This window comes from Paraburkholderia tropica, assembly GCF_914484835.1.
Classification (GTDB): Bacteria; Pseudomonadota; Gammaproteobacteria; order Burkholderiales; family Burkholderiaceae; genus Paraburkholderia; species Paraburkholderia tropica_A.
Map to the genome: position 1 here is coordinate 20,569 of NZ_CAJZAR010000063.1, position 23,696 is coordinate 44,264.

21 protein-coding genes and 1 pseudogene are annotated in these 23,696 nt (G+C 67.3%); 5 read left to right on the plus strand and 17 right to left on the minus strand.

Annotation, left to right across the window (positions count from 1 at the left end):
- Positions 1–147: 147 nt before the first annotated feature.
- Positions 148–1,086, plus strand: coding sequence for a CobD/CbiB family protein (locus LDO54_RS23255; protein WP_224013024.1), 939 nt, complete (start codon positions 148–150; stop codon positions 1,084–1,086).
- A gap of 111 nt (positions 1,087–1,197) precedes the next feature.
- Here LDO54_RS23255 and LDO54_RS23260 read toward each other — a convergent pair whose 3' ends face one another.
- The 3 genes from LDO54_RS23260 to LDO54_RS23270 are packed head-to-tail and all read right to left on the minus strand — an operon-like array spanning position 1,198 to position 3,762.
- Positions 1,198–1,521, minus strand: coding sequence for a putative signal transducing protein (locus tag LDO54_RS23260; protein ID WP_224013025.1), 324 nt, complete (start codon positions 1,519–1,521; stop codon positions 1,198–1,200).
- A gap of 16 nt (positions 1,522–1,537) precedes the next feature.
- On the minus strand, positions 1,538–2,494 hold the full coding sequence (gene rsgA, locus LDO54_RS23265; RefSeq protein ID WP_224013026.1) for a ribosome small subunit-dependent GTPase A: 957 nt from the start codon (positions 2,492–2,494) through the stop codon (positions 1,538–1,540).
- Entirely contained in the window at positions 2,491–3,762 is a 1,272-nt protein-coding gene (locus LDO54_RS23270; protein ID WP_224013027.1) for a M48 family metallopeptidase, read from the minus strand. Before LDO54_RS23270 ends, rsgA begins: the two co-directional genes overlap by 4 nt.
- Before the next feature lie 121 nt (positions 3,763–3,883).
- Here LDO54_RS23270 and orn point away from each other — a divergent pair, with 121 nt between their 5' ends.
- Complete coding sequence (gene orn / locus LDO54_RS23275) at positions 3,884–4,516, plus strand: oligoribonuclease (protein WP_224013028.1); 633 nt, start codon at positions 3,884–3,886, stop codon at positions 4,514–4,516.
- A gap of 93 nt (positions 4,517–4,609) precedes the next feature.
- On the opposite strand, the gene mog is transcribed toward orn, so the two are convergent.
- Both mog and yjgA read right to left on the minus strand, forming a co-directional pair.
- Entirely contained in the window at positions 4,610–5,245 is a 636-nt protein-coding gene (mog, locus tag LDO54_RS23280) for a molybdopterin adenylyltransferase (protein WP_224013029.1), read from the minus strand.
- The gene (gene yjgA, locus LDO54_RS23285; protein WP_224013030.1) at positions 5,232–5,846 is read right to left on the minus strand and encodes a ribosome biogenesis factor YjgA; all 615 of its coding nucleotides are present in this window, start codon (positions 5,844–5,846) and stop codon (positions 5,232–5,234) included. The genes mog and yjgA overlap by 14 nt, the downstream gene beginning before the upstream one ends.
- A 247-nt stretch (positions 5,847–6,093) precedes the next feature.
- On the opposite strand from yjgA, the gene pmbA reads away from it, so the two are divergent.
- The gene (gene pmbA / locus LDO54_RS23290) at positions 6,094–7,464 is read left to right on the plus strand and encodes a metalloprotease PmbA (RefSeq protein WP_224013031.1); all 1,371 of its coding nucleotides are present in this window, start codon (positions 6,094–6,096) and stop codon (positions 7,462–7,464) included.
- 103 nt (positions 7,465–7,567) lie between these two features.
- Here the strand turns inward: pmbA and LDO54_RS23295 are convergent, their stop codons facing one another.
- The 10 genes from LDO54_RS23295 to LDO54_RS23340 all read right to left on the minus strand — a co-directional run bounded on the left by LDO54_RS23295 (position 7,568) and on the right by LDO54_RS23340 (position 16,651).
- The gene (locus LDO54_RS23295; RefSeq protein WP_224013032.1) at positions 7,568–8,065 is read right to left on the minus strand and encodes a dihydrofolate reductase; all 498 of its coding nucleotides are present in this window, start codon (positions 8,063–8,065) and stop codon (positions 7,568–7,570) included.
- 147 nt (positions 8,066–8,212) lie between these two features.
- Complete coding sequence (locus LDO54_RS23300) at positions 8,213–9,829, minus strand: sigma 54-interacting transcriptional regulator (RefSeq protein ID WP_436975660.1); 1,617 nt, start codon at positions 9,827–9,829, stop codon at positions 8,213–8,215.
- Positions 9,829–11,289 (minus strand): hypothetical protein, encoded by a 1,461-nt coding sequence (locus LDO54_RS23305; RefSeq protein ID WP_224013047.1) that lies wholly within the window; start codon positions 11,287–11,289, stop codon positions 9,829–9,831. Before LDO54_RS23305 ends, LDO54_RS23300 begins: the two co-directional genes overlap by 1 nt.
- A 193-nt stretch (positions 11,290–11,482) precedes the next feature.
- On the minus strand, positions 11,483–11,731 hold the full coding sequence (locus LDO54_RS23310) for a hypothetical protein (RefSeq protein WP_224013034.1): 249 nt from the start codon (positions 11,729–11,731) through the stop codon (positions 11,483–11,485).
- A complete protein-coding gene (locus tag LDO54_RS23315; RefSeq protein ID WP_224013035.1) occupies positions 11,721–12,560 on the minus strand; it encodes a peptidase C39 in 840 nt (279 codons plus the stop codon). The genes LDO54_RS23310 and LDO54_RS23315 overlap by 11 nt, the downstream gene beginning before the upstream one ends.
- Positions 12,561–12,574: 14 nt before the next feature.
- Entirely contained in the window at positions 12,575–13,294 is a 720-nt protein-coding gene (locus LDO54_RS23320; RefSeq protein ID WP_224013036.1) for a C39 family peptidase, read from the minus strand.
- A gap of 83 nt (positions 13,295–13,377) precedes the next feature.
- Complete coding sequence (locus LDO54_RS23325; RefSeq protein WP_224013037.1) at positions 13,378–14,775, minus strand: hypothetical protein; 1,398 nt, start codon at positions 14,773–14,775, stop codon at positions 13,378–13,380.
- Positions 14,776–14,801: 26 nt separating this feature from the next.
- On the minus strand, positions 14,802–15,437 hold the full coding sequence (locus tag LDO54_RS23330) for a hypothetical protein (protein ID WP_224013038.1): 636 nt from the start codon (positions 15,435–15,437) through the stop codon (positions 14,802–14,804).
- Complete coding sequence (locus LDO54_RS23335) at positions 15,434–15,931, minus strand: hypothetical protein (RefSeq protein WP_224013039.1); 498 nt, start codon at positions 15,929–15,931, stop codon at positions 15,434–15,436. The genes LDO54_RS23330 and LDO54_RS23335 overlap by 4 nt, the downstream gene beginning before the upstream one ends.
- 129 nt (positions 15,932–16,060) lie before the next feature.
- Positions 16,061–16,651 (minus strand): hypothetical protein, encoded by a 591-nt coding sequence (locus LDO54_RS23340; protein ID WP_224013040.1) that lies wholly within the window; start codon positions 16,649–16,651, stop codon positions 16,061–16,063.
- A gap of 632 nt (positions 16,652–17,283) precedes the next feature.
- On the opposite strand from LDO54_RS23340, the gene LDO54_RS23345 reads away from it, so the two are divergent.
- Complete coding sequence (locus tag LDO54_RS23345) at positions 17,284–18,678, plus strand: sigma-54 dependent transcriptional regulator (RefSeq protein ID WP_224013041.1); 1,395 nt, start codon at positions 17,284–17,286, stop codon at positions 18,676–18,678.
- Positions 18,679–19,236: 558 nt separating this feature from the next.
- Positions 19,237–20,208, plus strand: a complete 972-nt coding sequence (locus tag LDO54_RS23350; protein ID WP_224013042.1) for a thymidylate synthase — start codon at positions 19,237–19,239, stop codon at positions 20,206–20,208.
- A gap of 145 nt (positions 20,209–20,353) precedes the next feature.
- On the opposite strand, the gene LDO54_RS23355 is transcribed toward LDO54_RS23350, so the two are convergent.
- The gene (locus LDO54_RS23355; RefSeq protein ID WP_224013043.1) at positions 20,354–23,164 is read right to left on the minus strand and encodes a DUF6600 domain-containing protein; all 2,811 of its coding nucleotides are present in this window, start codon (positions 23,162–23,164) and stop codon (positions 20,354–20,356) included.
- Between the two features lie 228 nt (positions 23,165–23,392).
- Positions 23,393–23,696: pseudogene (locus LDO54_RS23360) on the minus strand (transcriptional regulator); the annotation flags it as partial.

Sequence of the window (23,696 nt, forward strand, 5' to 3'; positions counted from 1 at the left end):
GAGCGGGCGCCGCCGGCCCTCAAGAATGCGCATCGTTGTGCCGATATCGTGTTGCTGTTGTGTCTTTGCCGCCAGACGCTCAGGCACATCTGGCCCTGTGATATCTTTGCAGCACCTTTCTAACACTCGAATCGCACGGCGCGTCGCATGACCTTCTTTTCCGTATTGCTGGCTCTCGTCATCGAACAGGTGCGGGCGCTGTCGCCCAACAACCCGGTCATGGCGCTCGTGCGCCTCAATGCGGAATGGGCCGCCCACGGCTTCGACGCGGGCAAGCAGAAGCACGGCGTACTCGCCTGGCTCGTGGTCGTGCTGCCCTGGACGCTCGTCACGGCGCTCGTCTATTACGTGCTGTACCACATCAGCTTCGTGCTGGCGTTCCTCTGGAACGTGGTGGTGGTGTACTTCACGCTCGGCTTCCGCCAGTTCAGCCACTATTTCACCGACATCCACCTCGCGCTGAACAACGACGACGTGCCGCGCGCGCGTGAAATCCTCACCGAATGGACCGGCATCGACGCCGTGGACATGCCCGTGAGCGAGATCGTGCGCCACACGCTCATCCATGCGGTGGTGGCCTCGCATCGTCACGTGTTCGGCGTGTTCTTCTGGTTCCTCGTGCCGATCGGGCCGGCGGGCGCGGTGCTGTACCGCCTCTCCGAGTACCTCGCGCGCGAATGGTCGCGTCCGGCCGACGACCGCACCGAAGCCTTCTCGAACTTCGCGCAGCATGTGTTCTTCGTGATCGACTGGATTCCGGCGCGGCTGACGTCGCTGGGTTTCGCGATCGTCGGCAACTTCGAAGATGCGATCTACGCGTGGCGCAACCATACGAACCAGTGGCCCGACACCAACGAAGGCGTGCTGCTCGCGACCGGCAGCGGCGCGCTGGGTGCGCGCCTGTCGGGCCCGCTCGCGGAACAATCGAGCGTCGACGCGATCGCGCAGCCGGGCGAGGGCGGACCCTACACGGTCGGCGACGACTGCACGCCGCGCACGCTGCAATCGGCCGTGGGCCTCGTCTGGCGCGCCGTGATCCTGTGGATGATCCTGCTGCTCATGCTGACCATCGCGCTCTGGGTTTAAGCGCCAGTGTGAGCCCGCGCCACGTCGCGGCAAGCGAATAAAAAAGGCCCGTGCATCTTGCGCGGGCCTTTTGCATTTCGGCGCGGAGAAACGGCTGCTGCGCGCGCCGTCTCAATCGTCGAGTGGATCGCGCTCGCGTCCGCACTGCCAGCAGACCGTGAATTGCGGCTCCAGCGTCTCGCCGCATTGCGTACAGCGCCACGGCCGCGCGCCGGGCGGCGGGCCGCTGGTGGCGGCGGCGATCAGCTTGCGCGCGAGTGTTTCGTCGCGCTCGTCGACGAGCCAGATCTCGGGCGCGCACTGCTCGGCCGGAATCTCGCCCATCGCGCCGCTCAGATAGCGGTTGTGCAACTCGCAGGGCACGCCGGCCGTGGCGAGGATGTTCATCCAGTGCTGGGCGATCACCACATTGGGCGCGCGGACGAGCTTGAGCATGGCTGCCGGAAGGCCTTCAGCGCACGATCTGGCTGATCTCGTGCACGAGCTGCGCGTAGAGCGCGTGACGCTCGGGCGCGACGCGGCCATCGGCGACCGCTTCGAGCACCGCGCAGCCCGGCTCGTGCAGGTGATGGCAGTTGTAGAAGCGGCAATGCGCGAGCAGCGGCCGGAACTCGGGGAACGCGCGCTCGAGCGTGCCTTCGGTCAGGTGATACAGCCCGAACTCCTGGAAGCCCGGCGAATCGATCAGCGCGCCGCCGCCGGGCAGCTTGTAGAGCCGCGTGAACGTCGTGGTGTGGCGGCCGCTGTTGAGCGCGGTCGAGATCTCACGCGTCGCCGCCTCGGCGTCGGGAATCAGCAGGTTCACGAGCGTCGATTTGCCCATGCCCGACTGGCCGAGCAGGATCGTCTGATGGCCGTTCAGATGCGCCGAGAGAATCGCGTGCGCTTCCTCGGGATGCTGCTTTTCCGACACTTCGAGCACCGTATAGCCCAGCGCGCGATAGCGTTCCAGACGCTGGCGCGCGAGCGGCAGCACGGCCACGAGGTCGATCTTGTTGAGCAGGATGATCGGCGTGAGCCCGTTGGCCTCGGCGGCCACGAGCGCGCGCCCGAGCAGGTCCTCGCTGAAATGCGGCTCCGTGGCGAGCACGATCAGCAACTGGTCGAGGTTCGCCGCGAAGAGTTTCGACTTGAACTGGTCGGAGCGATAGAGCAGGTTGCGACGCTCGCCGATCGCCACGATCACGCCCTGGTCGGCGGACGTCGATTGATAGTCGACGCGGTCGCCGACCGCGACTTCACTCTTTTTGCCGCGCGGGAAGCACTGCAGCGGCGCGCCGCCGTCGTCGGGGGCGACGAGGTAGTGGCGGCCGTGCGCCGCGATCACGACGCCGTGCAGCGTGGCCGCGGCAGCCTGTCCCGCCGACGAGGCGCTCGCGCCGGCGGATTTCGGGGCGCGCCGGCTCATGCGTGCGACAGCAGGCGGTCGATCCGCTGCGAAGCCGGCGGATGCGAGTAGTAGAACGCCGTGTAGAGCGGGTCGGGCGTGAGCGTGGACGCGTTGTCCTCGTAGAGCTTCACGAGCGCATTGACGAGCTGCTGCGCGTCGGTCTGCGTGGCCGCGAAGGCATCGGCCTCGAACTCGTGCTTGCGCGAGCTGAGGCTGCCGAGCGGCGTGACGAAGAACAGGAACACCGGCACCGCGATGAAGAACAGCACGAGCGCGAGGCCTTCGTTGCCGCCGAGCAGCGACGGACGCACGCCCAGCCCTTCGTAGAACCACACGCGCTGCGTGAGCCAGCCGAGCACGCCGAGCAGCACGAGGCTGATCGCGAAGGTCACGACCATGCGCTTGATCACGTGACGGCGCTTGAAGTGGCCGAGTTCGTGCGCGAGCACGGCTTCGATCTCGCTGCCCGAGAGGCGCGCGAGCAGCGTGTCGAAGAAGACGATGCGCTTGGCCGCGCCGAAGCCCGTGAAATAGGCGTTGCCGTGCGCCGAGCGGCGGCTGCCGTCCATCACGAACAGGCCCTTGGCCGCGAAGCCGCAGCGCTGCATCAGCGCCTCGATGCGCGAGCGCAGTGCTTCGTCGCGCAGCGGTTCGAACTTGTTGAAAAGCGGCGCGATGAAGGTGGGGTAGAGCACCAGCACGAGCATCTGGAACGCGACCCAGACGACCCACGTCCAGAGCCACCAGAGGCTGCCCGCCTGCTTCATGAGCCAGAGCACCACGAACAGCAGCGGAATGCCGAACAGCGCGCCGATCACGAGACCCTTGATGCGGTCGGCGAAGAAGATGCGGCGCGTCATGCGGTTGAAGCCGAAGCGCTCCTCGACCACGAACTGGCGATAGTAGTCGAGCGGCAGCTCGATCAGGCCGCTCACTGCGAGCACCGCGCCGACCAGCGCGATCTGGCCGACGTAGTCGCGCCCGAGCCAGTCGGAAATACCGAGGTCGATGGCCTGCACGCCGCCGAGCAGCGTGAGCGCGATCAGCACGATGGTGGACAGCACGATCTCGACCATGCCGAGGCGCGTGCGCGCGACCGTGTAGTCGGCGGCGCGCTGATGCGCCGCGAGCGGGATGGTGGCCGCGAACTGCGCGGGCACCGCGTCGCGATGCGCGGCGACGAAGCGGACCTGCCGCGAGGCGAGCCAGAGCTTGGTCGCGACCATGGCCAGCACCGCGGCCACGAAGAGAACGCTGAAGGCCAGCGCGGGAGAAAGATTAGGCATCCGGGAAGTCCGTGGTATCTATGCGACAATTATATGTTCTCGTCGGCCCGGCCATCGCATCTCGCGTTGGCGTTGCGCGCGCGGCGTCCCCATCGTGTTTCAGCGTTTCAGGTTCCCTTCCATGACTGACATCAATTCTGCCGATCCGGCGGGCCAGGCGACTCCGGCAATGGAGCGCACCGACATGAACCTGATCTGGCTCGACATGGAAATGACGGGGCTCGACCCCGATAACGACCGCATCATCGAAATCGCCGTGGTCGTGACCAATTCCACGCTCGACAAGATCGTCGAAGGCCCCGTGCTGGCGATCCACCAGTCCGAAGCCGTGCTCGACCGCATGGACGAGTGGAACCGCAACACGCATGGCCGCTCGGGCCTGACCGAGCGCGTGCGCGCGTCGACGGTGACCGAGGAAAGCGCGACCGAGGAAATCCTCGCGTTTCTCTCGCAGTACGTGCCGCCGGGCAAGTCGCCGATGTGCGGCAACTCGATCTGCCAGGACCGCCGCTTCATGGCGCGCTGGATGCCCACGCTCGAACGCTTCTTCCACTACCGCAACCTCGACGTCAGCACGCTCAAGGAACTGTGCCGCCGCTGGCAGCCCGCGATCTACAAGGGTTTCCAGAAGCGCGCGATGCACACGGCGCTGGCCGACATCCACGAGTCGATCGACGAGCTCAAGTACTACCGCGAGCATTTCCTGATTCCGTCGGCCAGCACGCCGGCGGATGCGCAGGCGGCGGCGAAGTAAGCCGCGCGGACCAGTGAGCATGTGAAAACGGCGCCCGAGGGCGCCGTTTCTGTTTGCTGCGTGCCTGCCGCGATGGACTGCGTGCAACTCGGCTCAAACGCGCGGCGGACGCTGCGCGTTCTTGGGACGGAACGCCGCCACGATGGCCGGATCGGTCTCGATATACGGGCCGCCGATCAGGTCGATGCAATACGGCACCGCCGCGAAAATGCCCGGCACCTTCACGGCGCCTTCGGCGTCGCGCAGGCCTTCGAGCGTTTCCTTGATCGACTTCGGCTGTCCCGGCAGATTGATGATGAGCGCCGCGTGATCGTCGGTTTCGCGGATCACGGCGACCTGGCGCGACAGAATCGCCGTCGGCACGAAATTCAGGCTGATCTGGCGCATCTGCTCGCCGAAACCGGGCATTTCCTTCGTGGCGACCGCCAGCGTGGCCTCGGGCGTCACGTCGCGGCGCGCGGGGCCGGTGCCGCCCGTGGTCAGCACGAGGTCGCAGCCGAGGCCGTCGACGAGCGCCGTGAGCGTGGCCGAGATGGTGGCCGCGTCGTCGTGGATCAGGCGCGTTTCCGCGCGCCACGGCGATTTGAGCGTAGCGCCCAGCCATTCCATCAGCGACGGAATCCCTTTGTCCTCGTAGACGCCCGCGGTCGCGCGGTCGCTGACCGACACGAGGCCGATCACGAGTTCATCGCGCGGCGTGTCAGACCCGCTACGCTCAGGCTTCGTCATCGTCGCGGTCCTCGTCGGCGCGCTCGTTTTCGGGGTGATCGCCGTCGTCGTCGCCCTGGGCGCTCGCGTCCTTGATCCACTGGAACAGCTCGCGGAAGTACTTGGGCGGCTTGGCCTGCTGCTGCTCGCGGCGGACGTTGCGGATCAGCGTGCGGCCTTCCTGCGGGTCGGCGGCGGGGTGCTGGCGGATGAATTCGGTCAGCGCAGCGTCGTCGGCGAGCAGCTTTTCGCGCGTGCGCTCGATCCAGTGCAGGCGCGCCGTGGCGGCCTTGTTCACGCCGCGGTACTCGTCGAAGGCGGTGCGCAGCGCGGCGACTTCGTCCTCGCGCAGACCGCGCATCATGCGGCCCACGTACTGGAGCTGGCGGCGCTTGCCTTCGTGGTCGGTGATGCGGCGCGCCTCGTGGACGGCGTCCGCGAGGTCTTCCGTCATCGGCATGCGCTTGAGCGCGTCTTTCGGCAGCTCGACGAGCGCCGTGCCCAGCTCCTGCAGCGCGGTCATTTCGCGCTTGAGCTGCGATTTGCTGGGGCGATCGTAACCGTTGTCGTCCTCTTCGGCGACAGCGTCGTTCATCGGTTGAATGCGGGTTTTGCGTTTCATGGGGCGTATTGTAGCGTGCGCGCGAGGCGGCATCGGACGGATGGGCCGCGCACGCACGCCAGCGCGCCCGTGCGTGACCCGCGAGGCGGTGCGAGTCTGCCTGTGTCCGTCGCGCGCCCGTGGTGCTGGGTGCGCGTTCGCATACCTTGCTATGATCGCGGAACGCGCCAGAAGCAAGGGCGCCTGATGCGACACCTCCGACACACGACAAGCGGGCCGCCTGGCCCGAAACCGGACCGTAACGACAATGGCTGCAGACATCGAAGCCCGGCAACGTTTTTTCCCGCACACCCAGGACGAACTCAAGGAGATCGCGTCGGACATTCTCCGTCACGCGAAGACGCTCGGCGCGAGCGACGCAGCGACCGAGATCTCCGAAGGCGACGGCCTGTCGGTTTCCGTGCGGCGCGGCGAAGTCGAAACCATCGAGCATAACCGCGACAAGTCGGTCGGCGTGACCGTCTATATCGGCAACAAGCGCGGCAACGCGAGCACCTCGGACTTCTCCGCGCAGGCGCTCAAGGACACCGTGGCGGCCGCGTACAACATCGCGCGCTTCACCGCCGACGACGACTGCGCGGGCCTCGCCGAGCGCGATCTGCTGGAAACCGCGCCGCGCGACCTCGACCTCTATCATCCGTGGAGCCTGACCGCCGACGAGGCCGTCGACATCGCGCGCCGCGCCGAAGACGCCGCGTTCGCCACCGATCCGCGCGTGACCAACTCGGAAGGCGCGAGCGTGTCCGCGCAGCATTCGCAGTTCGTGCTGGCCACCTCGGGCGGCTTCATCCACGGTTATCCGTATTCGCGCCACTACGTCGCGTGCGCGCCCATCGCGGGCTCGGGCCGCAGCATGCAGCGCGACGACTGGTACACCTCGCGGCGCAGCGCGGGCGAGCTGGCCTCGCCCGAAGCGGTGGGCCGCTACGCCGCCGAGCGCGCGCTGTCGCGCCTGAACGCGCGCGGCCTCGACACGCGCAAGGTGCCGGTGCTGTTCGAGGCGCCGCTGGCGGCGGGTCTGCTCGGCGCGTTCGTGCAGGCCGTGAGCGGCGGCGCGCTGTATCGCAAGACGTCGTTCCTCGTCGACAGCCTCGGCAAGCCGGTGTTCGCGCCGCATATCCAGATCATCGAAGACCCGCACGTGCCGCGCGCTGCGGGCAGCGCGCCGTTCGACGAGGAAGGCGTGCGCACGCAGCGCCGCGAAGTCGTCAAGGACGGCGTGGTGCAGGGCTATTTCCTCTCGTCGTATTCGGCGCGCAAGCTGGGCATGCAGACCACCGGCAACGCGGGCGGCTCGCACAACCTGCAACTGCAAAGCTCGCTGACGAAGCCCGAGGACGACTTCGAAGCCATGCTCAAGAAGCTCGGCACGGGCCTCCTGCTGACCGAGCTGATGGGGCAGGGCGTGAACTTCGTGACGGGCGACTATTCGCGCGGCGCGTCGGGCTTCTGGGTCGAGAACGGCAAGATCCAGTATCCGGTCGAGGAAATCACCGTGGCGTCGACGCTTCAGGAAATGTTCCACCACATCGTCGCGGTGGGCGCCGACACGCTCGCGCGCGGCACGCGTCAGACTGGCTCGGTGCTGATCGAGCGCATGACGGTGGCGGGGCAGTAAGGCACAGCAAGGGTAGTCAAGCGCGCGCGCGTTTCAGGCGCGCGAATGGAAAACGGCACGCCTGGGCGTGCCGTTTTTGTTTGGGCGAGCCGGATCGGCCCCCTCAATCCCGCCGCTCGTACGTCACGAAGGCGAAATCGAAATCGTTGGGCGCACTCCCGTGCAGCGTGTCGCGCGCGGTTTCCTGCCAGACGGCCGGATCGGGCGCGGGGAAGTGCGCGTCGCCCTCGAAGTCGGCGGCGATCTCGGTGACGATCAGCTTCTGCGCGAGCGCGATGCCTTCCGCGTAGAGCTGCGCGCCGCCGATCAGGAACGCCTCGGGTGCCTGATCCTGCGCGGCGAGCGCGAGCGCTTCCTCAAGGCTCGTGGCCGTGTCGCAGCCCGGAAAGCGCTTCGCGGCGTCGCGCGTCACGACGATGTTGCGGCGGCCCGGCAGCGCGCGGCCGATCGATTCGTGCGTCTTGCGGCCCATGACGATGGGCGCGCCCATCGTGGTGCGCTTGAAGAAGGCGAGGTCTTCGGGCAGGCGCCAGGGCAACTCGTTGTTGCGGCCGATCACGCCATTGCGGGCGCGAGCGACGATCAGGGTGAGCGTCGTCATCGAGAGTCGAAGTGCAAAAGGTTTGAAAGGTCAACCGCTTCGATTCTACCCGACGCCGTGCGCGCCCCCGCCGGCCCGCCGCCGCGGGGCGCTCGCTGCGTGCTCATTCGGCGCTCGCTTCGTGCTCATTCGGCGCTTATCGCTCGCTCATTCCGCTTCACCCGGCGCGGCTTCCGGCTGGTTCTCGGCCTCGCCGCCGAAGATCGTCTTTTCGTCGCGCAGGCCGTGCGTGCCCATGAGCCGGTAGAGCGTCACGCGCGAGATGCCGAGGTCGACGGCCGCCTCGTTCAGACGATGCCGATGGCGCAGCAAAGCCGCTTCGATCGCGCGCCTTTCGGCGGCTTCGCGCGCGGCCGCGAGCGTGATCGTTTCCTGCTCGGAGAACTGGCCGAGGTCGAGGTCGTCGGCGGAAATGAGCTTGCTCTCGGCCATCACGATCGCGCGGCGCACGCGGTTGATCAGCTCGCGCACATTGCCGGGCCAGGTGTAGTTGTACATGGCCTCGATCGCGTCGGGCGTGAAGCCGCGAATGCGCCGCGCGCTGTCCTGCTTGAACTTGTGCAGCACGTGATGGGCGAGGATTTCGATGTCCTTGCCGCGCGCGCGCAGCGGCGGTTCGTCGACGCGCAGCACGCACAGCCGATGGAACAGGTCCGCGCGGAAGCGCCCGTCGCGCATCGCGGCTTCGAGGTCGACGTGGGTCGCCGAAATGATGCGCACGTCGACGGAAATCTGCTCGCGCCCGCCGAGCCGTTCGATCTTGCCTTCCTGGAGAAAGCGCAGCAGGCTCGCCTGGCTTTCCATCGGCAGGTCGCCGATTTCGTCGAGAAACAGCGTGCCGCCGTTGGCCGCTTCCACGCGGCCGATCTTGCGCTGGTTCGCACCCGTGAACGCGCCGCGTTCGTAGCCGAATAGTTCGGATTGCAGAAGATGATGCGGAATCGCGCCGCAGTTGATCGGCACGAACAGCGCCTTGCGGCGCGGCGAGCGCTCGTGAATCGCCAGCGCCGTCAGCTCCTTGCCGGTGCCCGATTCGCCCGAGATGAACACGGTCGCGTCCGTGTTCGCCACTTTGCGGATGGTGCGAAAGAGCTGCTGCATCGCTTCGCAGGTGCCGACCATCTCGTCTTCGTCCTGACTCGCGGCCGCGGCGGGCGTTGCGTCGAGGTCGCAGAGCGTCACCATGCCGAACGCGTGGCCCACCAGATAGTCCAGCGTCGCGTGCGCGACCGGCAGGTGGACGTAGTCGAAGCAGTAGTGGCGGATCAGGCGGCGCACGTCGCGGTCGGCGAGACGCTGTGCGTCGGTCAGCGCGATCCAGCCGACCTGCTGAAGGCTCAGCGCCGCTTCGAGTCCGGCGATGTCGCGCGGCGCGAAGCCGGTCAGATCGACGATGCCGGCGCAGGCAGGTTCGGCCTTCACGAGACGCGCGGCCTCGTGCGCGGTCTTGGCCGTCGTGACCTGCCAGCCGCGGCTTTTCAGATGCGCGCTCAACTGCGTGTCGGGCGTGCGCGCGACGTACAGCAGCACGCGCTCCAGCTCGGCCGCGGGCCGCGCGTCGCTCGCGAGCGCAGCGGCGCCCGACGCAGCGGCGCCCGACGCAGCGACGCCTGTCACGGCCACGTCCGGCGCCGCCTTGCCCGGCCGCGCGGCGGAGGACGGCTGCTGGACGGCGGTCAAGGCGAGCCGCTGGCTCGCGCTGGCGAAAGATGTCACGGTGGCGCTCAGAGGTGAGGGTTCGCGCACGATCGGCCTCGTGTTCATCAGAAGGTGTAAGGGAAGCGCACGCCGACGACGAAGTTCGGCGCGTCGGGCGTGAGGCCCACCGACACCGCGCCGTTGATCGTCAGGTGCTTGTTGACCACGTGATTCAGGCCGAAATTGAGAACTGAGGCGGTCGTCTCGCTGCCCGGCACGCCGCTCCAGCCGCCGCCCGGCGCCTTGGTCTTCGACTGCGGCTCGATCGCCATCGTGTAGGAGATGCTGGCCGAATCCTTGTCGGAGAACGCGAGCGCGACGCCGCCGCCGAACTGGATGATGTCGCCGAGCTTCACTTCGGCCGGCTGCGTCTGGCCCACCACCGACGAGATATCGGAGAACGAGCGCGAGATGTTGTAGGTGTACGAAAAACTGCCGAACAGCACGACCGGGTCGTAGGTCTTGAGCACCGAGAGTCCCGCCGTGACGTTCCAGAAGCCCGTGCCGGTGGGCAGCTTGCTGGGCGCGACGAGGTTGGTGTTGTCGGGCGTGAGCTGTACGACCTTGATGCCGAACGGCGAGGTGCCCGTGGGCGTTTTCACGCGCAGGCTGCCGACCACGTCGGGCATGTTGTTGGTTTCCTTCAGGAACTGGTAGTAGAGCCCGAAGTTGACGTCGCCGATCGCGTTCGAGTTCACCGACGCATCGGAGAGCGAGCTTGCCGCGCCGCCCGCGCCGCCGACGATGAAGCTGCTGTGGCGGTAGATGTACGGCACGTCCACGTCGATGCTCATGCGGTCGGTGAGACCGTAGCGCACGTCCAGATCGGCCATCACCTGGTGAGACTTGGTCTGACCGAGGTTGATGTTGCCGAGGAAGATCGCGTCGAGCGCGAGGAAGCCCGAGAGCTGAAGCTGGCGGCGATCGTAGTAGGTGTCGCTGATCCCCCAGTCGAGCGTGAGCTTGTGGTCGAACAGCGGCGCATGCTCGCGCTCGACGACGGCCTGCTCGGCCTGGGTGCGGGTCGGCTGCGCGTCCTTCTGCGTTTCGCCGACGGTCGGATTCACGCCGACCGGCGCACCTTGCTGCGGGCCGCTCGCGGCGGAAGCGCCGGTCGCGCCGCTGGTCGCGCCGGCGTCGGGCGAGGGCGGATTGACGGGCACGCCGGTGGCGGTGCCGGTGAGCGCGCCGGGCGCGTTGGCGCCGGGCAGCGCCTGGGCGAGCGGCGGCAGCGGCACCGGCAGGCCGTCGGCGCCGGGCTGCTCGCCGACGAGCGCGGCGCCCTCGGGCGCACCCGCGCCCGGCACGCCGCGTCCGCGCTGCGCCATTTCGAGGTTCGTCACCTGACGCTCGAGCGACTGGATCTGACGCTGCTGCTCGTCGACCACGCGCATCAGCGTATTGAGCCGGTCCTCGATCGACTGGCCTTGCAGGGCTTGCGCGTTGGCGGTTTGCGCGAGCGTCAAAAGCAGGACTGCTGCTGGAATGGCGGCGAGCGAAAATCGCGGCGCCGCCGTTCTGGACATCATGTTCATTGTTCTTCCCCCGGATCGAAAGCGGGCGCATGACGAAACCCCCTGGTTCCGCGCCCGCGCACGTCGATGCACTTTCCCGATGCTTCTGCGCGGGGCCGTTGCCCGCGTTGTCGTCTCCTTGCTGGTCTCCTCGCTCGGACCGTCGTTGGCGGATGGACGGTCCGGCGTTGCTGGTTGCTGGCGGTCAAGGTGCTGCGTGTTCTCGATGCTCGTTGTCGGTACGCGTTGTCAGTGTTCTTTCGGTGTTTCCTCGGTGTTTCGCTTGGTGTTTCTTTTGGCGCCCGTTGTTGGCTTCTTCGTTCGCTTTTTCGTTTGCTTCGTTGTTCGCTTCGTTGTTCGTTATGTCGTTCGCTTCCTGATTTGCTTCGCCGGTTAGCCCAGCTTTTAGCCCCGCTCTTTGGCCCCGCTCTTTGGCCCCGTCGTCAGCGAACATTGCGCAGCGCCTGCAGCACGCCGCTCTGCCGGATCATTTGCGCGCTCATCTGCTGCGTCTGCAGATTGAGCTGCAACTGATTGGCGACCTTCTGGTTATTGCCCGCGATCTGCAGCAGCTGGGCGATCGCGCCGGCTTGTTGCGCGCCGCTCGGGACGATGTTCTGCGTCGCGACGCCCGCGGGCGTCTGCAGCGTCACGTTGATGCCGTTGCTGCCGAACGCGATGCCGGCGCGGATGGTGCCGTTCGCGTTCTGCGCCGAGGCGCTCGACTGGTTCATGCCGGCCTGGCCCGCGAGCTGCGCGGCCGGATTCGCGAAGTCGATGGTCGCGCCGTTGACGCCCACGTTGCTGTTGCCGGCGACCTGGGTGATCTGCGAGACGCCGTTGATCATCAGGTTCTGGCCGCCGTTGGCCGATGCGTTCGGCGAGGCGCCGCTGTTGCCCGCGTTCGTGCCGACCGGATCGGTCACTTTCGCGAGGCTCTGCACGCTCGCGCTCAGCTGGTTCGCGGTGTTCTGCGAGACCGACAGCGAGCCTTGCGCCACGGCGCTCGCGCCGTTCGGCAGCTGCCATTGCGACAGCACGGTGAGGACGAAGCCGGAGATCATGTTGCTGCCGGCGTACTTGCCGGACTGATGGGCGAGCACGTCGTCGCCGACGGGTTCGCAGCGCACAGGCTGCGCATCGACGCCGCCCGCCGACAGGAACGCAGGCGTGGCGGCCTGGGTCGCGGCGAGGCTTTCGGCGGCCGATGCACCACTCGCATACGCGCAGGCGAGCGCGCAGATGCCTGCCGCGATGCCACACTGGGAGAGGTTGCGGTTCATGACTCTTGTGTGATTCAGAACATGACGGCCTTGTCGAGGCCGTATTCGAAGAAGGGCGTCGCGGCCGTGCCGTTGAGCAGGGCGTTTTCACGCAGCTTCAGCGCCAGCGACTCGTTGTTCTGCAACAGCGGAGAGTCCTCCAGAAACGGTTTGCCGAGCACGGCGAAGACGAGGCCATTCCACGTCTTCGCGAAGTCGTCCTCGGCGACGATGCGATTGCCAAGCGCGGGGTCGGCGATGAACACGCGGCCGTTCTCGGCGTGCTTGACGATCACGAAGTGTTCGTAGCCGTCGATGTTCATCAGCACGAGCACGGGAATCTGCAGGTGATAGAGCGCGTCGGTGTTGACGCGAAAGCCTCGCCCGCGCAGTCCGACCGTCTCGACGAACTTCTTCATGTCGAGCATGGAGAAGCCGTTCTTGACGACCACTTCGGGCGTGGAGAACACCATCATGCGGCGGATCATTTCGGGCTCCGGAATGTCGATTCCGTAGCCGTACTTGAGCAGCGTCGCGAGCGCGGCCGCACCACAGCTGTAGTCGTATTGCTGATTGACGATGCTGGAGTAGCGGATGTCCTTCATCGACCGCACGGGCATCTTCACCGGCACGCCGATCAGATGCGTGGCGTCGATGCTCGATTGCGCGCGGCAAGGTGCGAAAGCCGCGGTGACGGCGAACGTCAGCGCGACAAGGCACACCCTGGACGCCGGGGACGACAAAGGCCCGGACATGGAGGTCTCCTGCTGTTGAACGCGTCGGCCGGCGTTGCCGCAGCCGACGCGTGCACTACCCCTGAAGACTGCTCGCTTGCTGCTTACTTGCCGACGACCGGCACGCTCATGGCCGCGATGGCGAGGCCGTTGTGCTGGACGTTGCCGACACCGCCGGCGATATTCACGCCGATGTTGCCGGTTGCGTTGGCGAGCGCGCCTGAACCCAGCATGGCCGTACCGGCGAAGCTGCCCTGGAAGGACGTATTCGCGGTCTGGCTCGTCTGGTCGGTCGCGACCATCGCATACGACGCGTTGGCGCCGCTCGTCGTGGTCGAAGCAGCCAGGCTGTTGTTCTGCGCGTTGCCGACACCCGAGGCCACGTTCACGCCGATGTTGCCGGTGGCGCCTGCCAGGGCGTTGTTGCCGACGCCGGCGTTGAGCACGTAGTTGTTCACCTTCACGTTGCCGCCGGACGATTGCGTGTTGAAGATCTGCGCGTTGCCGAACACGTTGCCCGCGTCGACGGCGGCGAGCGAAGCGTCGTTGCTCTGCGCGTTGTTCACGCCTTCGGCGATGTTCACGCCGATGTTGCCCGAAGCGCCCTTGGCTGCGCCGTCACCGGTCGTGGCCGTCAGCGTGTTGGCCGGCTGGTTGTTGAAGTGCTGCGTGACCGAGCCCGTCACCGTCACGTCGGTCGTGGCGAGCGACGAGTCGATGCCCCACTTGATCGAGCCGCCCTTATTGGTCTTCGACGACGTGTCCTTGTAGCTCGACGACTGCTCGCCATATGCTACGTAGCCCGAACCTTCCTTGGCCTGATAGGACCAGCTCTTGCCCTGACCCGAACCTTCCGTCGCTTCGAAGTAGCCGCCGACGCCCGAGCCCTTGGCGTAGCTCGATTCGTTGTAGCCGGCCGACAGGCTGCCCTTGGCCTGGAAGGCGTCGTAGCCCGAGTGACGGCCGTTGTAGGCGACGTAGCTCAGCGAGCCGCTAGCCTTGCCGCTGGCGGAGATATGCGCGCCCTGGCTTTGCTGCGTGTTGTAGAAGTAGCCGCCGATCCCGGCGCTTTGCTGGCTGTATTCATAGCCGCCGCCCTGGACCTGCTTGCTCTGCTGGCCATAGACGTAACCGGCCGAAGCCTGAGAGCCCTGGGCGCTGGTTTGCTTCGACGAGCTCCACGTCGACACATCGACGAAGGCCGAGCCGCCGCCCTTGGCCGAGGTGTACGAGTTGTTGACGTGCGTCGTGATCGAGCCGCTCGTGTAGTTCGCGGGGTTCGGCTTCATCGAAATGTTGTTCGACGTGACCATCTGGTTGTTGTTGACCACGGCCCCTGCCGTGCTGCTGACGCTCACGCAGCCGAACAGCGTGATCCAGCCTTCGATGCCCACGCGTTCACCGACGATGGTGGCATTGAAGATGTACGGATCTTTCGGGCTTGCGAGGGCGCTACCGGAAACGGCGGCGAGGACAGCTGCAGCAATGAGAGTGCGCTTCATGATTTCGCTCCGATACTGATCGTCAGTTAGAAAAGAGTGCCCGCCGGGGGACGGAGCACAAAACTATTTGCCGTAGCGTTACCGGCGCCAGCGGTCTGGTTCACCTGCACGAGACCCGTTGCATTCCTGAAAGCCGAGCTGGAAATACCGGCTTCACGAATGCCACTGGTCTGCACCATTTGCCCCCTACCACCGTTCGACGCAGCCGCCGCGGACAGATCGCCATCCGAGACGGTTTCAACACCCATCGCGGCAGTGCCGATCTGCGCACTGTTGCTCTGGAGATTCGCCACGCCCGCCGACTGGTTCACCATCACCGCGCCGGACGTGTTCGCAAATGCGTTGCTGCCGATCGTGGCCGTGGCGTTGTTCAGCCGCGCCGAGGCGCCCGCATCCTGCGAAATGAAGTTGCCGTTGACGACCACGGTGCCGCCGGTGGCGATCGTCAACTGGTTCGCTTGCGCGTTGTTCAGCCCCGAGGTCTCGTTCACCGCGAGCGCGCCGGTCACGCCGGTGCCGGCACCCGGGGCGATCACCGAATAGCCGCTCACGACGGCCTGGGCGTGCGCCGCGCCGCTGGCGGCCAGCGCGGCGCCGAGCGCAAGCGCGGCACCAAGACGGGAGAGTGGGGCAGCCGGACGTCCGCTCAGACGTGAGTTCATTTGAGCGCTCCGAGTGCGCCGGTGAGCGGCGCGAGCGCGCTCGTCACCGAGGAGGAAATGGTGGCGCCGAGGCCGCCGCCGCCCGCCTGGGCGCCCGCGCCGAGCGGCACGTTGCCGCCGGTCTGGTTGCCCGCGAGGATGCGCGTGACGGCCTGCATGCCCGCGCCGCCGCCGCCGAGCGCGGCGCCCGTGTTGACGCCGCTCGAACCGCGCGCATTGGTGAGGTCGGTGTCCGAAACGAGCTGGGCGATGGCCGGATCGAAACTGTTCTTCGGGAAGGTCGTGGCGCGCACGGCGACCGGATCCTGGCTCTTGGGCACGGTGTCGAACGCGCTGCGCGGCGTGATGTTGCGCTCGATGATGATGTCGCCGGGATTGGTCACCTGCTGTGCGCCGGCGCTCGCCGCGAGCAGGGCGGCGCAGGCGCCGCACACGGCTGCGGCGATGCGCGGGCGACACGCGCCCGTCACGGGCGCCGTAAGGCGTTCGTTCATGCTGGTCTCCGTCTCCACTCGGGGCGGCGTCCTGTGCGCGCCGCTCCCGGTCCGCGCCACGAACGGCGCGGTTAGTTCGCGATGATTGCGTCTGGTTGTCAGGCTTCCGTCGTTCTGCCGTCGTGCCGGCTAGCGGCGGAAGTAGCTGGCGGTGTTCCCTTGGGCCGCCTGGCTATCGACCGGAATCGGGATCGGCGTGGGCGGTGCGATCTCGTCCCACAGCGTCACGCTGCCGCCGCGCATCAGTTGCGGCGTGGCGGCGACCATCACCATGCCCACGGCGCCGCCGCGCTGGCGGGCGAGCGTCTGGTCGTCGAGCATGCCGACGCCCGCGAGGACGCCGTCGTCGCCGTGGTCGCCGGCCTGGCCGGGATCGGCGGCCAGCGGCGCGCTGCCGTTCCAGCTGTCGTCGTTATGGTTTTGCGCCTCGGTCTGGGGCTGGCTCGGGTTCGGACCGATGTCGGCGGTCAGCGGGTCGGCCTTGAGCGTCGCGGGTGCGTTGGCGGGATCGGCCGACGCGGCGACTGCGATTGGAGCGGTTGTTGCAGAAACGACATCCGCGCTCGCTGCACTCACGGTCAGCGCGTCGTGCGCGGCGGTTGCGCCCGCACCGGCTGCGTCGGTGGCGCTCTGGGCGCACACGGCCGGCGAAAGGACGAACAGCGGGACGAGCAGTACGGCGGGAATCAGCACGGCCGCGAGGGCGGAACCGTAGCTCATGACACTGCGCCGGACGTTCGGGTGATTGGGTCGCATGGCGTATCTCCTGGTGCGACTCATTTAGCGAAACGTGTGCCATGCCACGCAATCCATTGATACGCCGGGGTTCCTGTTATTTTCTGCGGATTTTGAATTGCGGATTTTCGCGAAAATGTTTCAGCGCTGAAACGTCACCCTCTTTAAAGCGCTGAAATCCGTCTGTGAGTTTCAGCGGAGAACGTTTGCGAGGCAGGTTTTTGAATTACGTGTTACGCGTAACGCGTTACGTAATTTCGGTACGTTGGGAACGTCAATTGCGCCATGTATGCGAATAATTTTCCTCTTACGTATCAACGCCAAGGGCCTGGAAGCATTTCCATCGAACCCTTATGCATTCACGTCGCATAAATCCTGTTCAACTCCCGGGCGCATATAGTAAGCTTCAGAAAAACGCGTAATGCCGATAACAGATAACTAAAGCCCACGCATGGGCACGTTGACACACACGCCGCAGCTCGGGGATTCAACGTCAGCAAAAAGTTCTGTCTCTCGCCTTCGTCTGAACAGGGGTGGAGCGCAGTCCTTGCTGCGTGTCTGTACATCAGGTGCGTGCCGTCATTCCGCAACGATGTGTTGGCAAGAGGATCTGAATAATGGAATCCGCAACGCGGCAATTGGTCTACGTGACGCGCAATCCCAATGAGGCGCTGAACGAGCGGTTCCACGAGCGCGGCTGGCAAGTGGAGATTGTCGGCAATGCACGGGACGCGCGGCGGGCGCTGCGCGCGGGCCTGCCTGCGGGCGGCCTGCTGGATCTGTCGAGCCAGTTCCATCTGCACGAAATCGGCGCCTTCGAGCCGTGCCTCACGTTGCCCAACGTGGGCTGGGTCGCCGCGACCACCACCGGGCAACTGCAGGACGCCAATCTGCGCCGGCTCGTGCGCGACTACTGTTTCGATTACGTAACGGTGCCGTGGAGCGGCGACCGCATCGTCGATTCGGTCGGTCACGCCTATGGCATGGTCTCGCTGGTCGAGAACGCGTCGAACGACACCACGGGCGGCACCGAAGGCGAAATGGTCGGCTCGTGCGAGGCGATGCTCGCGCTGTTCCGCTCGATCCGCAAGGTCGCGATGACCGACGCGCCCGTCTTCATCTCGGGCGAATCCGGTACCGGCAAGGAACTCACGGCGGTGGCGATCCACGAGCGTTCGTCGCGCCGCAATGCGCCTTTCATCCCCATCAACTGCGGCGCGATTCCGCCGCATCTGCTGCAGTCCGAGCTGTTCGGCTATGAACGCGGCGCGTTCACCGGCGCGAGCCAGCGCAAGATCGGCCGCGTGGAAGCGGCCAACGGCGGCACGCTGTTCCTCGACGAAATCGGCGACCTGCCGATGGAAAGCCAGGCGAGCCTGCTGCGCTTTCTCCAGGAAGGCAAGATCGAGCGGCTGGGCGGCCATCAATCGCAGCCCGTCGACGTACGCATCATCTCGGCCACGCACGTCGACATGCGCGCGGCGATGGTCGAAGGGCGCTTCCGCCAGGATCTGTATCACCGCCTGTGCGTGCTGCAGATCGACGAGCCGCCGCTGCGCGCGCGCGGCAAGGACATCGAGCTGCTCGCGCGTCACATGCTCGAACGCTTCAAGAAGGACGGCAGCCGCCGTCTGCGCGGCTTTTCGCCCGACGCCATCGCGGCGCTCCACAACTACAGCTGGCCCGGCAACGTGCGCGAGCTGATCAACCGCGTGCGGCGCGCCATCGTGATGTCGGAAGGTCGCGCGATCACGGCGCGCGATCTCGAACTCGGCGATTACGTCGAAGTGGTGCCGGTCTCGCTCGCGCAGGCGCGCGAGGCCGCCGAGCGTCAGGCCATCGAGCTGGCGCTGCTGCGCCATCGCGGCCGTCTGGGCGACGCCGCCCAGGAACTCGGGATTTCGCGCGTGACGCTCTATCGGCTGCTGTGCGCGCATGGCATGCGGCACATGGAAAGCGATCCGCTCGCGCCGCATCCGGGCGGACTGGTTTCGGGGGGCGGGGCCGTCTGAACGGCCGCGCAATCGGGGAGACCAGCGCCAGGAGCCGCTCGACGGCCGAAAAAATGTGCGCAACGTGGGTGTTCGATGTTGCTGTTCGATGTGTCGCGCAATCGGTTGTGCAGTGAATACGGGCCGGCGTGGCCCGAATGAGGGTGTTTGAGTCAGGGCGCATGCGGGCGTGCGCGGGGGCGCAGGCTCGCGTGGATGGGAGGGCGCGTTGTGCGTGCCGACTCGTTCACACCGGATGGCGTCGGGTGCCGCGTGGATCGCCGCGCGCCGCCTGACGCGGCCGGTCGATGGCGTGGCGCTTTCCGTGTCCGCGCGTCCGATCGCTGTTTTCTTCGCGGTTTTCCTCGCAGTTTTCTTCGTTGTCTTCCCCGATTGCTCTCTTGCCGATGCCGCTTTCGCGACGCGCTCGTGCGATTCGCGCGTCTATCGGTATCGGGTTACACGCGCCCGCGCTCGCGGCGCTTCCCGAGGAGCCCCGGCAGGCGATCGCCGCGCATGCTATAAAATCGCTGTTTTGAATCCGCACGGGCGCCGCGCGCGCCCGCTCAGGGACTCCGCATGAAACAGTATCTCGAGCTCGTCCGCTCGATTCTCGACACCGGCAGCTGGCAGGAAAACCGCACCGGCATCCGCACCATCAGCATGCCGGGCGCGATGCTGAAGTTCGACCTCCAGCAAGGCTTTCCGGCCGTGACGACGAAGAAGCTCGCGTTCAAGTCGGCCGTGGGCGAACTGGTCGGCTTTCTGCGCGCCTCGCGCAACGCCGCGGACTTCCGCGCGCTCGGCTGCAAGGTCTGGGACGCCAACGCGAACGACAACGCCCAGTGGCTCGCCAATCCGTACCGCCGCGGCACCGACGATCTCGGCGACGTGTACGGCGTGCAGTGGCGCCAATGGCCGGCGTACAAGGTGCTCGACGCCGACGCCGGCGCGCAGATCGCCGACGCGCTCGGGCGCGGCTATGCCCAGGTGACGGCGTTCGAAGAGGACGGCCGCCCGAAAGTGCTGCTCTACAAGGCGATCGACCAGCTGCGCCAGTGCCTCGACGCCATCATGAACAACCCGGCCGACCGCCGGATTCTGTTTCATGGCTGGAACCCGGCCAAGCTCGACGAGATCGCGCTGCCCGCCTGCCATCTGCTTTATCAGTTCCTGCCGAATGCGGCGAAGCGCGAAATCTCGCTGTGCCTCTACATCCGCAGCAACGATGTGGGCCTCGGCACGCCGTTCAACCTGACCGAAGGCGCGGCGCTGCTGCACCTCGTCGGCCGCCTGACGGGCTATACGCCGCGCTGGTTCACGTATTTCATCGGCGACGCGCATATCTACGAGAACCAGCTCGACATGCTCAACGCGCAGCTCGAGCGCGAGCCTTACGAGAGCCCGCGTCTCGTGATCGCCGACCGCGTGCCCGACTACGCGAAGACCGGCGTCTACGAACCCGAGTGGCTGGAGAAGGTCGAGCCCGCCGACTTCACGCTCGAAGGCTATCGCCACCATGCGCCGCTCACGGCGCCGATGGCCGTGTGACGCGAGACCGGCGCTTGCCGACGAGGCGGGCGGACCGTTGATTTCGGCTCGCGCCTGTTGCTGAAGCCGATAAAAAAGCCCGCGAACGGCGACGTTCGCGGGCTTTTTTTGTTGCCGTTTTGCACTGCGATGCGCGCCGTGCAGGTCAACCGTGACGATGATCGTCGTGATTGCCGCCCGCGTGTTCGGGCTGATGCGGCGCCGGTTGCGGACGCGGCGCTTCCTGATGCGGCTGCGGCTGCGGCTGCGGTTGAGGACGCGGCGCTTCCGCGCGCGGTTGCGGCTGGGGCTGCGGACGCGGCGCTTCCTGACGCGGCTGCGCTTGAGGCTGCGGCTGCGGATGGAACTCCTGGCGTGCCTGCTGCTGTGGCTGCGGTTGCGGACGGAACTCCTGACGCGGCTGCGCTTGAGGCTGCGGTTGCGGACGGAACTCCTGGCGCGGCTGCGCTTGAGGCTGCGGTTGCGGGCGGAATTCCTGACGCGGCTGAGCCTGCGGCTGCGCTTGAGGTTGCGGTCGGCTTTCCACGCGCGCCTGCTGCGGCTGGGGTTGCGGCTGCGGATGGAATTCCTGACGCGCTTGCGCTTGCTGAGCCTGTTGCGGATGGAGGTCGGCGCGCGGCTGGGCTTGCTGGGCCGGTTGCTCCGGGCGTGCCTGCATCGGCTGCGGCGCGCGCTGCGGCTGGCCCGGCGCGGCTTCCGGCGTGCGTCCCGGCGCGGCCTCGCGCGGCTGCTGCATCGCGAGCGACTGCTGCGGCATCTGTTGCTGCATCTGCTGCGGACGGCCCGCCTCGTTGCCGCCCGGCTGGCCGCGCATCGCCGTCGGCGTATGCGGCTGGGTCCAGACCGGCTGATGCGCCTCGCCGGGCGCGCCCGCCGTCGGCGCACGGCCAGTCATCGCGGCCTGCGGCTGTCCGCCTTCTGGACGACCCGAGAACTGCGGCGGACGCGGCACGCCATGCCCCTCGGCGGCTTGTTGCCCTTGCGGCCCTGGCTGCGCTGGTTGTCGCGGCGCCTGCATCGCCTGCGGCTGCTGCGCCTGGCGCGAGTCAGGCGAAGGACCGGCGTCGGGACCATGACCGTTCGTCCGGTTCGCGGCGATCGTCGGCGTGCCGGGCTGACCGTGCGGCGTCATCGACGCCATCGCGGCATTCGCACCGTTCGGACCATTCACGCCATTCGGCCCGCGCGGCCCGTTTTGCGCACCCTCGCGGTTCTGCGCGAAGCCGCCAGGCTGGCCCGGCGCGCCGTTCGGCCGTGCACCCGCGCCGATCACCGGCGAGCGGGGCGTCACGACGCGCACGTTCTGCTGTGGCGCGCCGCCGTGAGCGGCAGGCGAAAACGGCGAGAACGACGCGTGCGACGGAGCCGACACGCGCACCACGGGCGCGCCCGCGCCCGGCACCATGCCGCCGCCGTGAGCGAAGCGTTGCGCGAGGTTGTCGTGGAAGGCGGGCGGCGCGACCGGCGCGCGCGTCGCGACCACCTGACGCTGATTCAGCGAGGCGGGCGGCCGATAGTCGGCGCGGCGCATGTTCGGACCGAAGCTGCCCTTGACCGGCGCGATGCCCGGCGTACCCGACTGGATGCGCGCGTTCTGCCACTGACGCGGATCGACGTGCTGCGCGAAGCGCGAGGTCGACTGGCCATGCACGAAGGCCGTCGCGGGCACGGCGGTCACCGCGCCCGGCACGCGGTAATTCACGTACGTGTTGTGCACGTTGATGTTCGTGATGTTCACGTCGCGCCGGTAGTTGTTGACGACGACGTTCTGGTTCACGCGCTCGTAGTAGCGCGGGCTCCAGCCGCCCCAGTGCGGATGCCACGGCTCGCCCGGCCCGAGCGCGAACCACGCCACGCCCGCGGCCGCCGCGCCGCCGATCGCCAGATTCACGCCCCAGTCCGAGCCGCCGCCACCGCCGCCCACGAAGGCGACCAGCGCGGGCGCGTAGACCGGCGGCGCGGCTTCGACCATCGGGCCCGGCACCCACGCCCACGAATCGTCGACCTGCGCCCAGCGGCCATAGTGATACGGCGCGAAGCCCCACGGCGCGTCGTCGACCCAGGTCCATCCCCAAGGCGCCTGCCAGACCCAGTGGCCGTCGTGATACGGCGCCCAGCCCGACGGCACCGCGTTCGGCACCCAGACTTCGCCATACTGCGGGCTGTCGCGCCACGTGCCGTTGGCGTCGAGATCCTGATAGCCGGGCACGTCGCGCGAGACGTAGCGCGCCGAGACCGAGCGGTCCTCGGCGGCGTCGCGCGCGAGCGCCCACTGGTCGAAGGCATCGGGTGGCGGGGCGGCGTCGCTGGCGACCTGTTGCAGATCGGTGCCCGCGAAACGGATCTGCTGGCCCGCCTGCATCGGCGTCTGGCCGTTCTCGCCGTAGACCGTCGCGCTGCCGCTGCGCACCGTCACGGTCGTGCTGCTGCCGTCGGGCGCGACGTCGACGCGATAGTCGCCGGGACCGCTCACGCCGAGCGCGAGATTCGGCGTGTCGATTTCATACGCGCTGCCCGGCGGCAGTTCGCGCACGCGCGTCGAGAGCGAGCCTTGCGCGACTTTCAGCTGCGCGCTCGCATCGTCGAGATTGAGGACGTTGACGCTCGTCTGCGGTCCCATGCGCACGGCCGTCGAGCCGATATGCATTTCCGAGCGCGCGTTGGTGTCGTTCCAGAGCTGGTCGCCGGTGGTGAGCGGGCGGTTCAGCTGCGCGTAGGACCAGTCGGTCGCGCCGGCCGGTTCGGTGGTGACGGCGCCCGCCGTGTAGTCGAGACGCGCGACGCGTCCGGGCGGATCGCCGGCCTGCGCCACGGCGCCCGGCGCCGCCTGGGCGTGCACGGGCGGACTGGCCAGATTGAGCGCGAAGGCGGCGAGCACGGCGCCGGCGATGAGCGTGTGAGCCTGCGCGCGGCGCGTGCGGCGCAGCGGCGAGAGCGGTGAAGTGCACGGTGTCATTTTGGTTCTCCACGGCCCGCCAAACATTTCGGGGAGCCATGTGAGGCACTCTATCCGCCCGGTCTGTTTCCATGCTCACGCAATTGTTATGGGCTATGCACTATATGTAACAGAACGTGTGGACTTTGATGGAAGTTGCGAATATCGCGGGGTTTTGCGGGACGTTGTCGGAAATTTGTCAGATTTTTGGACGCATTTGTGCGGCTCGGGGGACGTCAGACGATGCCGTCAGACGGGCGCGAACGCATCGAATTCACGCTGCCCGAGCGGCGTGATGCGCAGCACGCGCGGACGGCTCGTGCGCTCGACCCAGCCGTTCGCCGTGAAGCGATCGAGCAGCGCCGCGCCGAGCGCGCCGCCCAGATGCGGACGCCGCTCGCTCCAGTCGAGGCAGGTGCAGGCGAAGCGCCGCCGCCGCGCGCGCAGCGCCGACAGATCGAGGCCCCACGCGGCGAGCCGGTCGATGCCCGCGGGCGTGGCGTCGAGATCCTCGCCGTCGCGCACGAGCAGGCCGCCGTCGACGAGCCGCTCG

What these genes read in the sequence shown, in the direction of transcription:
- LDO54_RS23255 (WP_224013024.1), top strand. Translation starts at nt 148, where the DNA reads ATGACCTTCTTTTCCGTATTGCTGGCTCTCGTCATCGAACAGGTGCGG.
- LDO54_RS23260 (WP_224013025.1), bottom strand. Translation starts at nt 1,521, where the DNA reads ATGCTCAAGCTCGTCCGCGCGCCCAATGTGGTGATCGCCCAGCACTGG.
- rsgA (WP_224013026.1), bottom strand. Translation starts at nt 2,494, where the DNA reads ATGAGCCGGCGCGCCCCGAAATCCGCCGGCGCGAGCGCCTCGTCGGCG.
- LDO54_RS23270 (WP_224013027.1), bottom strand. Translation starts at nt 3,762, where the DNA reads ATGCCTAATCTTTCTCCCGCGCTGGCCTTCAGCGTTCTCTTCGTGGCC.
- orn (WP_224013028.1), top strand. Translation starts at nt 3,884, where the DNA reads ATGACTGACATCAATTCTGCCGATCCGGCGGGCCAGGCGACTCCGGCA.
- mog (WP_224013029.1), bottom strand. Translation starts at nt 5,245, where the DNA reads ATGACGAAGCCTGAGCGTAGCGGGTCTGACACGCCGCGCGATGAACTC.
- yjgA (WP_224013030.1), bottom strand. Translation starts at nt 5,846, where the DNA reads ATGAAACGCAAAACCCGCATTCAACCGATGAACGACGCTGTCGCCGAA.
- pmbA (WP_224013031.1), top strand. Translation starts at nt 6,094, where the DNA reads ATGGCTGCAGACATCGAAGCCCGGCAACGTTTTTTCCCGCACACCCAG.
- LDO54_RS23295 (WP_224013032.1), bottom strand. Translation starts at nt 8,065, where the DNA reads ATGACGACGCTCACCCTGATCGTCGCTCGCGCCCGCAATGGCGTGATC.
- LDO54_RS23300 (WP_436975660.1), bottom strand. Translation starts at nt 9,829, where the DNA reads ATGAACACGAGGCCGATCGTGCGCGAACCCTCACCTCTGAGCGCCACC.
- LDO54_RS23305 (WP_224013047.1), bottom strand. Translation starts at nt 11,289, where the DNA reads ATGTCCAGAACGGCGGCGCCGCGATTTTCGCTCGCCGCCATTCCAGCA.
- LDO54_RS23310 (WP_224013034.1), bottom strand. Translation starts at nt 11,731, where the DNA reads ATGTTCGCTGACGACGGGGCCAAAGAGCGGGGCCAAAGAGCGGGGCTA.
- LDO54_RS23315 (WP_224013035.1), bottom strand. Translation starts at nt 12,560, where the DNA reads ATGAACCGCAACCTCTCCCAGTGTGGCATCGCGGCAGGCATCTGCGCG.
- LDO54_RS23320 (WP_224013036.1), bottom strand. Translation starts at nt 13,294, where the DNA reads ATGTCCGGGCCTTTGTCGTCCCCGGCGTCCAGGGTGTGCCTTGTCGCG.
- LDO54_RS23325 (WP_224013037.1), bottom strand. Translation starts at nt 14,775, where the DNA reads ATGAAGCGCACTCTCATTGCTGCAGCTGTCCTCGCCGCCGTTTCCGGT.
- LDO54_RS23330 (WP_224013038.1), bottom strand. Translation starts at nt 15,437, where the DNA reads ATGAACTCACGTCTGAGCGGACGTCCGGCTGCCCCACTCTCCCGTCTT.
- LDO54_RS23335 (WP_224013039.1), bottom strand. Translation starts at nt 15,931, where the DNA reads ATGAACGAACGCCTTACGGCGCCCGTGACGGGCGCGTGTCGCCCGCGC.
- LDO54_RS23340 (WP_224013040.1), bottom strand. Translation starts at nt 16,651, where the DNA reads ATGAGCTACGGTTCCGCCCTCGCGGCCGTGCTGATTCCCGCCGTACTG.
- LDO54_RS23345 (WP_224013041.1), top strand. Translation starts at nt 17,284, where the DNA reads ATGGAATCCGCAACGCGGCAATTGGTCTACGTGACGCGCAATCCCAAT.
- LDO54_RS23350 (WP_224013042.1), top strand. Translation starts at nt 19,237, where the DNA reads ATGAAACAGTATCTCGAGCTCGTCCGCTCGATTCTCGACACCGGCAGC.
- LDO54_RS23355 (WP_224013043.1), bottom strand. Translation starts at nt 23,164, where the DNA reads ATGACACCGTGCACTTCACCGCTCTCGCCGCTGCGCCGCACGCGCCGC.